The sequence below is a fragment of the Cryobacterium sp. genome (assembly GCF_026786305.1).
Taxonomy (GTDB): domain Bacteria; phylum Actinomycetota; class Actinomycetes; order Actinomycetales; family Microbacteriaceae; genus Cryobacterium.
On sequence record NZ_JAJAYI010000043.1, the window covers coordinates 18,143 to 32,882 of the forward strand.

Annotated in this window: 8 protein-coding genes; 3 read left to right on the forward strand and 5 right to left on the reverse strand. The window is 65.7% G+C overall.

The window, feature by feature from the left end; all coding sequences use genetic code 11:
* Window positions 1–12: 12 nt before the first annotated feature.
* Complete coding sequence (gene mmsB, locus LH475_RS04695; protein ID WP_196842906.1) at window positions 13–915, reverse strand: 3-hydroxyisobutyrate dehydrogenase; 903 nt, start codon at window positions 913–915, stop codon at window positions 13–15.
* Between the two features lie 116 nt (window positions 916–1,031).
* Between mmsB and LH475_RS04700 the strand changes: the two genes are divergently transcribed.
* Entirely contained in the window at window positions 1,032–1,934 is a 903-nt protein-coding gene (locus LH475_RS04700) for a LysR family transcriptional regulator (RefSeq protein ID WP_297412987.1), read from the forward strand.
* A 95-nt stretch (window positions 1,935–2,029) separates the two neighbouring features.
* On the opposite strand, the gene LH475_RS04705 is transcribed toward LH475_RS04700, so the two are convergent.
* Window positions 2,030–3,433: an MFS transporter gene (locus tag LH475_RS04705; protein WP_196842904.1), complete on the reverse strand. Its 1,404-nt coding sequence runs from the start codon at window positions 3,431–3,433 to the stop codon at window positions 2,030–2,032.
* A gap of 224 nt (window positions 3,434–3,657) precedes the next feature.
* On the opposite strand from LH475_RS04705, the gene LH475_RS04710 reads away from it, so the two are divergent.
* Window positions 3,658–4,299: a hypothetical protein gene (locus tag LH475_RS04710; protein ID WP_196842903.1), complete on the forward strand. Its 642-nt coding sequence runs from the start codon at window positions 3,658–3,660 to the stop codon at window positions 4,297–4,299.
* A 227-nt stretch (window positions 4,300–4,526) separates the two neighbouring features.
* Here LH475_RS04710 and LH475_RS04715 read toward each other — a convergent pair whose 3' ends face one another.
* From LH475_RS04715 to LH475_RS04725, 3 genes are all read right to left on the reverse strand, one after another.
* Window positions 4,527–7,046 carry an excinuclease ABC subunit UvrA gene (locus LH475_RS04715; RefSeq protein WP_196842902.1) on the reverse strand — a complete coding sequence of 840 codons (2,520 nt, stop codon included), beginning with the start codon at window positions 7,044–7,046 and terminating at the stop codon, window positions 4,527–4,529.
* Between the two features lie 104 nt (window positions 7,047–7,150).
* Window positions 7,151–8,377, reverse strand: a complete 1,227-nt coding sequence (locus LH475_RS04720; RefSeq protein ID WP_297412988.1) for an acyl-CoA dehydrogenase family protein — start codon at window positions 8,375–8,377, stop codon at window positions 7,151–7,153.
* Window positions 8,378–8,696: 319 nt separating this feature from the next.
* On the reverse strand, window positions 8,697–9,410 hold the full coding sequence (locus tag LH475_RS04725; protein WP_196842901.1) for a TetR/AcrR family transcriptional regulator: 714 nt from the start codon (window positions 9,408–9,410) through the stop codon (window positions 8,697–8,699).
* A gap of 276 nt (window positions 9,411–9,686) precedes the next feature.
* Between LH475_RS04725 and LH475_RS04730 the strand changes: the two genes are divergently transcribed.
* The coding region (locus LH475_RS04730; RefSeq protein ID WP_297412989.1) for a peroxidase family protein at window positions 9,687–14,740 on the forward strand (5,054 nt) is incomplete at its 3' end.

Below are 14,740 nucleotides of genomic sequence, written 5' to 3' on the forward strand. Positions count from 1 at the left end.
GGTTGAGCGGGTTCAGGCGTGCGACTGCAGGGTGCCGTCGACGAGTTTGACGATCATGGAGCAGTCCTTGCCGCCCTCGCCCTCGTCGATCAGCCGCTGGAACAGCCCGGCGACGTGCTCGCCGATTTCCAGCGGGGTGTTGGTCGCCCGGGCCGCGGCGATGGCCAGGCCGATATCTTTGCTCGCGAGCGCGGTGGTGAAGGTCGGGGCGAAATCCCGGTTGGCCGCGGCCGTCTCGACGACATCCTTGACCGGATACCAGGTGCGCAGCGCCCAGCTGTCGCCCGATGAAACGGATGCGATATTCCAGAACACCCGCTTGTCCAGTCCCAGCCGCTCGGCCAGAACGGCGCCCTCGGCGGTCGCGGCGAGGTTGATGAACAGCATCAGGTTGTTGCAGATCTTTGCCGCCTGGCCGGTCGTGGCGCCACCGGTCGGAATGATGTTCGCGGCCATCGGCTGGATATACGCGGTGGCGGTGGTGACGGCATCCGCTTCACCGCCGATCATGAAGGTGAGGGTGCCGGCCGTGGCGCCGCTCATGCCTCCCGAGACAGGCGCGTCGACGAAGCGAAAGCCGGCTGCCGCTGCGGCATCGTGCAGGGCCTGGGCCGTGTCGATGTCGATCGTCGAGGAATCCACCAGCAGGGTGGTCGTGTCGGCGTGGGCCAGCACGCCCTCGTTACCAAAGTACACCGCACGGGCATGCTCGCCCCTGGGCAGCATCGTAAAGACCACGTCGGCACCAGCGACAGCGTCGGCAATGCTGAGGGCGGCAGTGACTCCGGCCGTGACGGCCGTGGCGACGGCATCCGGATTCAGATCGAACCCGCGCACCTCATGGCCGGCGGCCACCATATTTGCTGACATGGGTCCACCCATGTTGCCCAACCCGATCCATGCGACTACTGCCATGACGAAGCTCCTTTGCCTGTGTGCTGCTCCCAGCCTCGCAGCCGGATAGAGTGCAATCAAGGCAATATTTCACAGGGGGTATGTGCGCAGATGCACATTCTCGAAAGGACGGATCAGTGAGTTCACACCAGCTTCCGAGCCCGAATGACCTGCTCGTGCTGCTCACCGTGGCCAGGCTGGGCCGGTTCAATGCGGTCGCCGAGGCGCTCGGCACCACCCATACGACCATTTCGCGGCGCATCCTCTCGCTCGACCAGGAGCTGGGTGGCCGCACGCTCGAGCGCAGCCCGCACGGCTGGGAACTCACCGAGCTGGGTCGGCACGCCGTCGACGCGGCCGAAGCGATCGAAGACAGGCTCGGGGCCCTCACCACGGCGATCAGCCAGACCGACCCGCTGTCGGGGCTGTTCCGCATCAGCACGATCGACGGGTTCGGGGCCGAGATCGTGACGCCGGCGCTCGTGAAGCTGCAGCAGGGCCATCCGCTCATTAATATCGAAATGTTCAGCGCCACCCGCAAGGTGAGCCAGAATCGATCGGGCGTTGACCTCGAGATCGTGGCCGGGCGCAACGACGTCAACAATGCCCAGGCGATGTTTCTCACCAACTATTTCTTGCGGCTGTATGCCAGCCGCGAGTACCTGCGCAGCCGGGGTATACCCGAGTCCCTCGATGACATCCAGTCGCACAGTTTTGTCTCCTATGTCGAGAGCGCACTGCTCGTGACCGACCTCGGCTACCGGTCGTCGCAGTTACCGGAGCCCGCCACGACATTTCAGTCGACCAGCCTGTTCGCCCAACTGGAGGCGGTGCAGGCGGGCGCTGGAATCGGACTCCTGCCGAACTTTCTCGTGCACGATCGGCCGGAATTCGTTCCGGTGCTGCCCGACGACTTTCAGCGCCAGTTGCCGATCTGGGCGGTCGTGCGGGCCGAATCGTTGCGCTCTCCCGTGGTACGCGCCGCGATCGAGGCGATCACCCTCGAGATCGCGCATCGCCCGAATGCGTTCTCCGACTGATGCACCGCGTGAGTCTCGCAACCTGATCGGGCCGAAAGCGTGGCACGGCACGACAACGGCGGCCCGATAAGGAGATCGGGCCGCCGTTGCACGGGCTATCGGCGGGACGCCCCGCCGAGGTCGGAGACCTGGGCGGCATGATCCGCCGTAGCTGCGGCATCCGCTGCGGCATCCGCTGCGTCAATGTCGTGCAGTGACAGGCCGCGCGTTTCTTTGAGGGTCAGCACGACGAGGGCCGTCACAAGGCAGGCTGCCGCGAGGTAGATGGCCACCGGCACCGAGGAATCGAAGGTGGAGAGCAGGCTGACGGCGATGATCGGGGCGATCGAACCGGCGATGACCGAGGTGACCTGGTAGCCGAGCGAGACGCCGGAGTAGCGCATGCGGGTGGGGAACATTTCGGCCATGATGGCCGGCTGGCCGGCATACATCAGAGCGTGGAACAGCAGGCCCATCATGATCGCGATGATGATGATGAAATCGTTCGCGGTGTCCATCATGGGGAAGGCGAAGAAGCCCCAGGTGCCGGCCAGCACGGCGCCCGCGAAGTACACCGGGCGGCGCCCGACTCGATCGGAGAGACGGCCGACGAACGGAATGACAGTGAAGTGGAGGGCGTGGGCGACGAGCAGGAGCAGCAGAACGCGGGAGGTGTCCATCTCCACGATGATCTTCAGGTAGGTGATCGAGAAGACCACGACGAGGTAGTACAGAATGTTTTCGGCGAAACGCAATCCCATCGCGGTGAATACTCCGCGCGGGTAGCGACGGAAGACCTCGACGATGCCGTAACGCTTGTCGCCGGCGATGACCTCTTTTTGCGCCTTGAGAAAGATGGGGGCATCGCTGACCTTGGTGCGGATGTAGTAGCCGACGAGCACGATGACGGCGGAGAGCCAGAACGCGACGCGCCAGCCCCAGCTCAGGAAAGCCTCATCGGAGAGGGTGCTGGAGAGCACGAAGAGTACGGCGGTAGCGAGCAGGTTTCCACCGGGCACGGCGGCCTGGGGCCAGCTGGCCCAGAATCCGCGCGACTTCTCTGGGCTGTGCTCGGCGACGAGCAGCACGGCACCGCCCCATTCGCCGCCGACCGCGAAGCCCTGAATGAAGCGCAGGAGTACGAGGAGAACCGGTGCTAGGTAGCCGATCTGCTGGAATGTCGGCAGGCAGCCCATCAGGAATGTGGCGACGCCGACAAGTACGAGGCTGAACTGGAGCAGGCGTTTGCGACCGAATTTGTCACCGAAGTGTCCAAAAACGATGCCGCCGATGGGGCGAGCCAGGAACCCGACCGCATAGGTTGCGAACGCCGCGATGATGCCCTCGAGTTCGCTGCCCGCGTTCGGAAAGAACAGGGTGCCGAACACCAGGGTGGCCGCCGATGCGTAGAGAAAGAATTCGTACCATTCGACGACCGTGCCGGCCATGGAGGCCGCGACGACCTTCTTCAGGCCGGATGATTGCACGTCATTTCCCGTGTCGGATCTCTTCGTGCTCATGGGATTCCCCCTCGTGTCCTCATTGACACAACGTGCCTGGCAGTCGCGGCTCACATCGCAACTGCGCGCGGCGGCACATCGTCTGGCTGGTCTCAGCCTGTGGGCTGAGACCAAGACTGTCAAAGACCTTTCCCGCAGGGGGGCCGTGCAGAAATGCACATGCGGTCCTGGGACGTGACCGCGGCACGGGTATTCTCGAAGGACAACAGTGAGGTGGATCAACAGTGACGCATGCGCATCCGCTGCACGTCGACCTGGAAGTGGCCTGCCTGTGCTGCCTCGCGCCGCAGCCCTTTCACTTCACGTCGCTGAGCGACCAGGTGGTCTGCACGCTCTGCGTGCACCACCTCTCAGCCGAAAAGAGCGAGCGCCGCGACCTCGAGCATGTGCGGTTGTGGGCCGCGAGGTGGGCGGCCGCCGAAACCGCTCACCAGGGGTACATCACAGAGACGGATGCCTTACTCGTCGCCCGAGATACAGACCTGACCGCACTGCGCGACCAGGTCGTTGAGCTCAGTGCGCTCGTTGCCGGCCAGTTCTCGGCGGGGATCGACGGGGTGCGTGGCCTGCTGCAGAACAACCTGGTCAAGCGCGCCGAACGCAACACGGAGCTTGCCCACCGCCAGATCGATTGGGCGATGGCTGGCCTGTGGCGCATGGACGCGCTGCACCATGACGACCCGGCCCGGCCCACGAAGTGCTCCTGCGGCCGTACGGCCGGCACCTGCGCAGAGAGCGCCGCGATCGACTCGCTCCGGCAGGCGCTCCGCGACTGGGAGAAGAAGAACGTCGTGCTGCTGCAGGGCGGCCGACGGCACGGACTGCCCAGCGATCACCCTGCGGTGCTGGCCCAACGCATGCGCTGAAGGCCAGATGAGTGAGTCCTCATCGCCCAACACCCGCTCGGCATCGCTTCGGTGGCGCAAATGGATCCGCTACGCCAGCAAGCATCTGACGGGAATGTTCCCCACCCCTCCGCGGCAATGCGGTTGGGACTATGGGGTCAGCCAGGCTGCCGGGCCCCTCGCCGCCGGATCTGGCACAACCGGCTCCTCGGAATACCCCACAGACGATCCCTCATCGCCTCCGACCATCAGGACTCACTCAGCGAGGCGAGGCGACGCGCCAGGTACGGTGCGCTGCGGCTGGTGGGGTGGGCGGCCACGGTGGTGGGGGTGCCGGCCGCGACAATGCGACCGCCGTCGTCACCACCGGAGGGGCCGAGGTCGATCACCCAGTCGGCGGCGGCCACCACGTCCATTTCGTGTTCGACCACAACCACGGTATTGCCGGCGTCGACCAGGCGCCCGAGCTGCAGCATGAGCAGCTCGACATCGGCCGGGTGCAGCCCCGTTGTCGGCTCGTCGAGCAGGTACAGTGTGTGACCGCGGCGGGCGCGTTGCAGTTCGGTCGCGAGTTTAATGCGCTGCGCCTCCCCGCCGGAGAGTTCGGTGGCCGGCTGCCCCAGGCGCAGATACCCCAGGCCCACCTCGCGCAGGGTCTCGAGGCTGCGTGCCGCCACGGCCACGTCGGTGAGAAAGACCAGAGCGGCATCTACGGTGAGACCGAGCACGTCGGCGATGCTCTTGCCGCGGTAGGTCACCTCGAGAGTTTCGGGGTTGTAGCGCGATCCCCCGCAGTCGGGGCAGGGCGCGTAGCTGCCCGGCAGAAAGAGCAGTCCGACGGCCACGAATCCCTCACCGAGGCAGGTCTCGCAGCGGCCGCCGGCAACGTTGAACGAGAACCGTGAGGCGGTGAAGCCGCGGGCACGAGCCTCGTCGGTGGCGGCAAAGGTGGCTCGCACGGCGTCGAACAGGCCGGTGTAGGTGGCGAGGTTGGAGCGCGGCGTGCGCCCGATCGGCTTTTGATCCACCTGCACCAGCCGATCGACGGCCTCGAGCCCGGTCACCGCGGCCACCGGCATCCGCTCGGCAAATTCGACGTCGGTGTCGGGGTCGCCGAGATCACGGAGGGGCGCGTCGTCGGGGTCAGGGTGCAGGTGCTGCCCGACCGCTTCAGCGAGTACCTGGCTGACCAGGGTTGACTTGCCCGAGCCGCTCACGCCGGTGACCGCCGTGAGCACGCCGAGTGGAATCTGCGCGTCGAGACCCTGTAGGTTGTGCCGACTGATATCGGTCAGGCCCAGCCAGCCGAGCGGATGTCGCAGCTCTGCCCGCGCCACCGGCTCGCGGTCATCCGCAAACAGATACTGCCGCGTCACGGAATCGCTCACTTCGGCCAGGCCGGCGGTCGGCCCGCTGTAGAGCACCTCACCGCCGCCCTCGCCGGCCCGGGGTCCGACGTCGACGACCCAGTCGGCGCGCCCGACGACGTCCATATTGTGTTCGACCACGAAGACCGAATTGCCCGACAACTTGAGCTGTTCGAGCACGAGCAGCAGGGGCTCGGCGTCGGCCGGGTGCAGGCCGGCCGAGGGCTCGTCGAGCACGTAGATGACGCCGAACAGCCCCGAGCGCAGTTGCGTGGCGATGCGCAGCCGTTGCATCTCTCCCGGGGAGAGCGTGGGGGTCGACCGGCCGAGGGCCAGGTAGCCGAGGCCCAGCTCGAGCAGCACGTCGATGCGGCGCAGCAGGTCGCCGGCCAGGGTGACGGACACCTCCGACGAAGCCGGAGTGCCGCCGACTGCTGCGATCGGGCGCAGGATATCGGCCAGGGCCGTCATGGGCAGCGCATTAAGCGCGGCGATCGAGTGCCCGGCCACCGTGACGGCGAGGGCTTCGGGCTTCAGCCCGCTTCCGGCGCAGTCCGGGCAGGGGCCGGTGTCGACGTAGCGCAGTACCCGCTGCCGCACGTTCGGGCTCTTGCTGTCGGCGAGCGTGTGCAGCACGAAACTCTTGGCGCTCCAGAATCGGCCCTGGTAGGGCTTGGCGATGCGGTCGCGTTGCGGCACGACCTCCACCACCGGCTGCTCCTCGGTGAACAGAATCCAGTCGCGGTCGGCGCGGGACAGGTCCTGCCAGGGCCGGTCGATGTCGTAACCGAGTACGGCGACGATGTCGCGCAGGTTCTTGCCCTGCCAGGCACCGGGCCAGGCGGCGATGGCGCCGTCGCGAATGCTCAGCGTGGCATCGAGCACCATCGACGCCTCGCTGACGGTGTGCGCCATGCCCAGGCCGTGGCAGCGCGGGCAGGCCCCCATCGCGGTGTTCGGCGAGAAGGAGTCGGATTCGAGGCGGCCGGCCGCATCCGCTGGATATATGCCGGCACGGGAATACATCATGCGTAGCGAGTTGGAGAGGGTCGTGACCGTGCCAACGCTCGAACGGGAACTGGGCGTTCCCCGGCGTTGCTGGAGGGCAACGGCCGGGGGCAGCCCGGTGATCTCGTCGACGTGCGGGGTGTGCCCCTGCGCAATCAGCCGGCGGGCGTAGGGCGCAACCGACTCGAAGAAGCGTCGCTGCGCCTCGGCGAAGATGGTGCCAAAGGCGAGGGATGACTTTCCGGAGCCCGAGACCCCGGTGAACGCGACGATGGCATCCCGGGGCACGTCGACGTTCACATCGCGCAGGTTGTTCTCGCGGGCGCCGCGCACCCGCACGAACGCGTCGGGGGCGAAAGTGGGCACAGCAGGGTCCGAAGGTTGCACAGTCATCCAAATAATCCTAGTTCGCTCCCCTGATTTTCGTTGGTCGAGTGTGTCGAGAGCACATTATGGTCTCGTCGAGCCAGACCAACGCGTGGCCGCGGGGGTCGAACTCAGTGGAAGGCGCTGACCCCGGTCAGATCGCGACCGATGAGCAGCGACTGGATGCTTTCGGTGCCCTCGTAGGTGTGGATCGATTCGATATCGGCGAGGTGTCGAATGACATGGTTCTCGAGCAGGATGCCGTTGCCGCCGAGCATGTCGCGCGCGATGGACGCGAGATTGCGTGCTGCACGGGTGTTGTGGAACTTGGCCAGGCTGGCCTGGATGGGGCGGAGCGTACCGGCCGCGTCGAGCCCGGCCAGGTGAATGCAGTGCAGCTGCATCGAGGTGAGCTCGGAGAGCATGAGCGTGAGGCGCTCCTGCACGATCTGGAATCCGGCGATCGGCTTGCCGAACTGCACCCGCTGCTGCGAGTAGTTAAGGGCGGCTTCAAACACTGCCGTCGCGTGGCCGAGCGCTGACCAGGCGACGCCGAGCCGGGTGGCGAACAAGACCTGGGCGGTGTCCTTGAAGGTGCGGGCGCCGGGCAGCACGGCATCGAGCGGCACGCGTACGTTGTCGAGGGTGATGCGAGCCTGGTGCACGGCGCGCAACGAGCCCTTGCCGAGCATCGTCTCGCCGTGGTAGCCGGGCAGGGACTGGTCGACCAGAAAGCCGCGTACGTTGCCGTCGTCGTCGCGGGCCCAGACCACGGTGACGTCGCCGACCGAGCCGTTGCCGATCCACTTCTTCTCGCCGTTGATGACCCATTCGTCGCCGTCGCGGTGCGCGGTGGTTTCCAGGCCCACCGAGTCCGATCCGTGGTCGGGTTCGGTCAGGGCGAAGGCACCGAGCTTCTCGGCGCGAGCCAGCGGAACCAGCCAGGTGGCTTTCTGCTCGTCGCTTCCGAACATGGCAATGCTGCGCAGGGCGAGTCCGCCCTGCACGGCCACCACGGTGCCCATTGAGCCGTCACCTCGGGAGATTTCCATGTTCACCAGGCCGGCGGCGAGCGGAGACATCGGGGTGAGCCCCGGACCCTCGACACCATCGGTGAGCAGGTCGAGCTCACCCAGGCGGCGTGCCAGGTGCAGAGGGTATTCGGCCTTGTCCCAGGCCTCGCTCAGTTCGTCGAGCGTCTCCACCGCAAAGGTGCGCGCTCGTGCCCAGAACGCCCGGTCGGCGGCTGGAACATTGGCGAACACTCCGTAGTAGTCGGTGTCCAGCGGCGCTGACACGTCGTAGTCGGGCGCGGCGGCCGGCCGGGCCGGAGCGGAAACGTCGTCAGTGGGCATCATGGCCTTTCTCGAACTGTGTGGGTGAATTCCCCTGCCACAGTTCTACCTGACACTCAGTCTCAGGTCAACTGAGACTGAGTGTCAATGTCGGAAGGTTGTTGGTCGAGTTCGTCGAGACACCCTCGTAGGTCGAGCTTGCGCCGGAGCATCCGCTTCGCGCGGGACTTCCGCCGATGCGCGGGTGGCGCGCCTCCCGCGAATTGGCGCAAGTCCAGCGAAGGTCGAGGAGGGGATCTGGGCACCCTGGCGCAGCTCCCGCGAAGCAGCGCAACCCCCGCGCGAACTCAGCTGAGACGACCAACCCGGCCACCCCAACCCGCTACAGCTGCGCGTCGCGCAACCGCTCCTGCACGGCTCGGGCGATCTCCTCCACCGAAGCGGACGCCGGAAACACCGCCACGATCAGGTCGGAGGCCCGGTCGTCCGCCACGGCCGCCGGTGATAACAGCCGGCGCACCTCGGCGAGCTCGGCCGCGAGCTCGGCTGGCCCGACTCCCGCGGCCCCGCGAATCAACCGACGCAACTCAAAGTTGTGGGTGGCCGTCACCGCCGCAGCAAAGCGGATGGCGGTGAGCGGGTTGATCTCGGGCAGCGCCCCCCGCAGGTACGCGGCAAAGACCTTCTCATACCGTGACACCATCACGGTTTCACGATCGCGCAGCACGACCGTCTGCCGCACGAGCAGGTCGCGCATGCGCACAACCTCGAGCCTCTCCCGAAAGCGTTCAAAAACGAGCGCAGCCGCCTCGCACACCGCGAGCCACGGGTCAGCATGCTCCTGCGCAAAATACCCCGAGATCTGCTCGAGCAGTTCGTCGTGGTCGGCGAAGATCACATCGTCTTTTGAACCGAACTGCCGAAAGAAGGTGCTGCGGGACACCCCGGCAGCTGCGGCGATGTCGGTCGCCGTTGTCGCCTCGTACCCGCCGCTCTGAAACAGCCGCACCGCGATATCGGCTACCTCAACGCGGGAGTGGGCATCCGCTGGGCGAAGGCCGGTGTCGTTCGGGGCGTGCGGCGTGGGCTCAGGCATAGTCTGCCGAAATTATCACGAAATCCCACGCGTTGCCCCGCGCACTCCGCGAGGCGGGCCGGTGCGCCGCGATGACAGCACGGCGCCTGAGGGCACAAGGTTTCCATAAGGCCCTCCTTGCACGCTTGCAGCATTCACTCGCTCTGTAGAGATAGGTGTGTCATGAGTCCGATTAAGGGAAATCCGGTCAAGGGCGCAACGGCCCGAGGAGCAGGAACGCCGGGAATGCACGGTAGCCCGCCTGCCAAGCACGCCAGGAGATCCCCCTTTAGCCGGATGACCCGCATGGTCGCCGCCGGCATGGCCGTGGTTCTTTACGCCGGCCTGGGTCTTTCGGCCACCGCGATCAGCGCCAGTGCCATCGTTGCCCCGGTCGGCCAGGGCTTCGCGGTTACCGCCTCGGACCTCGCCTACATTTTGAAGCAGATTAAGATCGCGGAGGCGCACGTCGCCAACACGACCTCAGCCACCGGACCCTGTGGCGCCCTGGTGGGAACCGGAGCCAACCAAATTGCCAGCCCGCTCCTCTCCCTGGGTCTGCGCACCGTTGACGGTTCCTGTAACAACCTGCAGCCCGGCCAAGAGACCTTCGGTGCGGCAGACCAGGTGTTCCCGCGGCTGACCACGAAGTCGTTCCGCGACGCCGACCCGGTTCTTCCGGGCTTCGGGCCAACCGGACCCTCGTCGTACCAGCAGAAGAGGGGCAACGTCTTCGACGCGGAACCCCGCATCGTCAGCAACTTGATCGTTGACCAGACCTCCACGAACCCGTCGGCCATCGCGGCAGCCGGATATCCCGTGCGAGCTCAGGGCGGAAACCCCATCGTGCCCTGCACGACTGACCCGACGCCGGCCGTGCCGGCAGGCATACCGGCCGGCTGCGTGCCGGCTGGCGAGACCTTGTCAATTCCGAACGTCACCACGGATGTCGGCCTCTCGCCGCCGTATAACTCCCTGTTCACCCTGTTCGGTCAGTTCTTCGACCACGGCATTGACCAGACCGTGAAGGGCGGTGGAACGGTTTTTGTGCCGCTCCAGGCTGATGACCCGCTCCGGGTCGCCGGTCCAGACGGCATCGTCGGCAACGGCGACGAAGTTCCGGCCAATCAGGCATTCATGGTGCTCACCCGTGGGCAGAACCAGCCAGGCGCTGACGGCATCCTCGGTACATCGGATGACGTCCAGGACGCGCTCAACACCGACTCACCGTGGGTCGACCAGAGCCAGACATACGCCTCGCACGCCTCGCACCAGCTTTTCCTGCGCGAGTATGTCAATAACCCGGCTGGCTTTCCGGTCTCGACCGGCAAGATGCTCGGCGGCCCCGCTGGCCCGACGGCTGGGGGCATGGCTACCTGGGCCACCACCAAGGCACAGGCTTCGAGCCTTCTCGGGCTCCTTCTCGAGGACAAGGACGTGCTCAACATTCCGCAGATGGCCGTTGACCCCTACGGGAAGTTCATCCCGGGTCCCGCTCGCAACCTGCCGATGTACGTCACAGCGACCGGCATGGTCGAAGGCAACATCGACGCGCCGGTGCCCGTGCCGAGCAACGTGCTCTATTTCAATACTCCGTTCCTGACGGACATCGCGCACAATGCCGAGCCGAAGCCGGGCCGCACGCCCGACCTCGACAACACCGCCAGTGCCGACTTCGCCAGCCAGCCGGTCGGCACCTACGACGATGAGATGCTCAACGCGCACTTCATCGCCGGGGATGGCCGGGTCAACGAGAACATCGGTCTTACCGCGGTTCACCAGATCTTCCACTCCGAGCACGACCGTCTCGTCGGTGACATCGAGAACACTCTCACCAACGACACAACAGCCAAGGGCGTCGCAGCCCTGGCCGAGTGGAAGCTGGCTGGCGGAGCGGACGGTTGGAACGGTGAGCGCATCTTCCAGGCGGCTCGGTTCATCACCGAAATGGAATACCAGCACCTCGTCTTTGAAGAGTTTGCGCGCAAGGTTCAGCCGGGGATCAACCCCTTCCAGCCGTTTGCCTTCACCCAGACCGAGATCAACCCGGCCATCAAGGCCGAGTTCGCTCACGCAGTGTACCGCTTCGGCCACTCCATGTTGACCGAGACGATCTCGCGCACGAACGAGGACCGGGTCGGCGCCGATGGCGTCTACGGAACGTCCGACGACATCCGCGGGAGCAAGAACGACATCTCGTTGCTCAAGGGCTTCCTGAACCCTCCGGCGTACACCGATGGCGGTGCGGCCGGTGAGTTGACCTCGGAACAGGCGGCCAGCAGCGTGATCATGGGCATGTCCGATCAGATCGGTGAAGAACTCGATGAGTTCGTGACCGACACCCTGCGCAACAACCTGTTGGGTCTTCCGCTCGACCTGGCGGCAATCAACATGACGCGCGCGCGCTCTGAGGGCATCTCGACGCTCAATGTTCTTCGCCGGGAGCTGTTCAACTCGACGAACGATGGCGCGCTCAAGCCGTACATCAGCTGGGTCGACTTTGGTGAGAACCTCAAACACCCGACCTCGCTGGTCAACTTCGTCGCTGCGTATGGACAACACCCGTCGATCACCAGCGCAACCACCCTGGCGGGAAAGCGTGAGGCCGCTCGGCTGATCGTTGCCCCCGACGTACTGGCTGGCGATGTGGCACCCGTCGATGCTGCAGCGTTCATGAACAGCACCGATGCGTATGCCAACAGCGGAACACGCTCGGTTACCGGAGTCGACGACATCGACCTCTGGATTGGTGGCCTCGCCGAGGTGACGACGCCGTTCGGCGGTCTGCTGGGAACCACGTTCAACTACGTGTTCGAGAACCAGCTCACCGAACTGCAGAACGGTGACCGCCTGTACTACCTGGCGCGCACACCCGGCATGAATCTGCGCACCCAACTCGAGGGCAACTCGTTCGCCGAGATGGTCATGCGCAACTCTCCCGCCCACACACTGAAGGCGGATGCGTTTGCGACGGCCGACTGCAAGTTCGAGCTGAAGAACCTGGCTGGAACGGCCACGGGCTACGCAACATTCGGAAACACGGTCGCAGATGACGTGGATTCCGACTGTAACGAAACGGCTCTGTTGATTCGCATGCCCGACGGCACGATCAAGTACCGCGCTCGCAACAGCATCGACCCGGCCGGCATCAATGGCCAGAGCGTGTACAACGGTGCTCTCGGAGTCAACCGCATGTTCGGCGGCAACGACAACGACACCTTCTGGGGTGGTGCTGGCAACGACATCATCGAGGGTGGTGGTGGTGCCGATGTCGCACTCGGCGGTGAAGGCAACGACATCCTCACCGACCTTGGTGGTGACGACGTGTCCAAGGGCGGTCCCGGCAACGACGCGATCGATGCCGGCCCGGGTCTGGACATCATCATGGGTGGCGAGGGCAAAGACTTTACCAACGGTGGAGCCAATGCCAACGTAACCTTCGGTGGAGCCGGTGACGACTTCATCATTCTGGGTCAGGGCATCGATGAAGCCCTCGGTGACAGTGGCGACGACTGGTTGGAGGGCGGCGACCAGCCTGACCTATTGATCGGAGACAGCAGCAACCTGTTCTTCCTGGATAACTCGCAGAGGCCCGGTTCCGATATTTTCATCGGCCAGGGTGGCGACGACGACTACGACATGGAGGGCGGCGATGACATCGGTCTTGCTGGCCCCGGTATCGAAAAGGTCGCCGGCGGTTCTGGGTATGACTGGGAGATCGGGCTCGGGGACCCGCAGCCACAGGACGCGGACCTCGCGCTCCCGTTCCCGGCTCTCGGCATCCTTCAGATTGGAGTCCGCGACAAGTTCAATGAGGTGGAGGCGCTCTCCGGTGCCGGCCTCAATGACATCCTGCGTGGTGACAACATTGTTCCCAGTGCCGTCGGCGGCGGCGGCTTCATCGGCTGTGACGCGCTGGATCAGGACAGCCTGAACCGGATTGACGGTCTGGATGCACTGGTTCCGCCACTCGCAACTCCGTTGAGCGCGGTCGTCGCGCAGTCGGCATCGAACGACTGCCCGATCCTGACCGGCCCGAACGTCTGGGGCGACGGCAATATCCTCCTCGGCGGTGGCGGCAGCGACCTGATCGAGGGCCGTGGCGCCGATGACATCATTGACGGTGACGCCTATATCAATGTTCGGCTGAGCGTTCGGACCAACCCGAGTGACCCGCTGACAGAGATCGGCAGTGCCAGCGTCAACAATGCGGGGCAGACCGCCATGGCGAGCCAGTACCTGCGCGATGGTGCCGGTAATCTCACCGGGCAGACGCTGCAGGAAGCGGTCTTCGCTGGAGTTGTCGACCCCGGCAATATCGTGGCAGTTCGCGGGATCCTCTACGGAACGGGCGGCATCGACTCCGCGATGTTCTCGGGTCTGGCGAGTGACTACCAGGTCACCACGACCGGCGGCGACGGCACTCTCGGTTCGGCGGGATCGGTCACCACGGTTCTCGATAACCGCGGTACCGACGGCACAGACACCCTGCGCAACATCGAACGCCTGCAGTTCAGCGACACCGTGGCTCCGGGAACTCCGGTGATCGGTGCGGCTGTCGCCGGCAACGCCACCGCAACGGTCGCCTGGACCCCGTCCGCAACCGGCATCGTCACCAGCTTCGCGGTGAAGGTGCTCGATTCGGCCGGCGCCCAGGTGGGCGCGCTGCGCACCGCCCCCGGCACCGCAGTCAACCTGGTGGTCACCGGGTTGACCAACGGTTCCAGCTACACCTTCCAGGTGTCGGCGACCAACGCGGAGGGCACGAGCGCATTCTCCGCTTCGTCCAACGCGGTGACCCCGGCGGCTCCGGTGGTGCAGGTGGTTGGGGGAGCTCCGGTAATCGGAACCTCGGTCGCCGGTAACGCGCAAGTCACCGTCAACTGGGCCGCCCCGGCACCGGTCGCCAATGCGGCACCGATCACGGGCTACTCGGTTCGCACCTTCATCGGTGCGGGCACGACGCCCACGGGCACCACGACGGTGGCTAATGTCACCAGCGCGGTGATCGGGTCGCTGACGAATGGCACCGGGTACACCTTTGATGTCGCCGCGATCAACGCGGTCGGCACCGGAGCATTCTCGGCCCGGTCGGTGGCGGTCACACCGACCGCCCCCGTGGTGCAGGTGGTCGCCGGAGCGCCCGTGATCGGAACCTCGGTCGCCGGGAACGCGTCGGCGACCGTGCACTGGGCCGCCCCGGCCCCGGCCGCCGCTGCGGCACCCATCACGGGCTACTCGGTGCGCACCTTCATTGGTGCGGGCGCGACGGCCACGGGCACCACGACGGTGGCTAATGTCACCAGCGCGGTGATCGGGTCGCTGACGAACCGAACCGGTTACACCTTTGA

Coding starts and splice junctions, on each gene's coding strand:
- LH475_RS04705 (WP_196842904.1), bottom strand. CDS start 3,433: ATGAGCACGAAGAGATCCGACACGGGAAATGACGTGCAATCATCCGGC.
- mmsB (WP_196842906.1), bottom strand. CDS start 915: ATGGCAGTAGTCGCATGGATCGGGTTGGGCAACATGGGTGGACCCATG.
- LH475_RS04725 (WP_196842901.1), bottom strand. CDS start 9,410: ATGCCTGAGCCCACGCCGCACGCCCCGAACGACACCGGCCTTCGCCCA.
- LH475_RS04720 (WP_297412988.1), bottom strand. CDS start 8,377: ATGATGCCCACTGACGACGTTTCCGCTCCGGCCCGGCCGGCCGCCGCG.
- LH475_RS04715 (WP_196842902.1), bottom strand. CDS start 7,046: ATGACTGTGCAACCTTCGGACCCTGCTGTGCCCACTTTCGCCCCCGAC.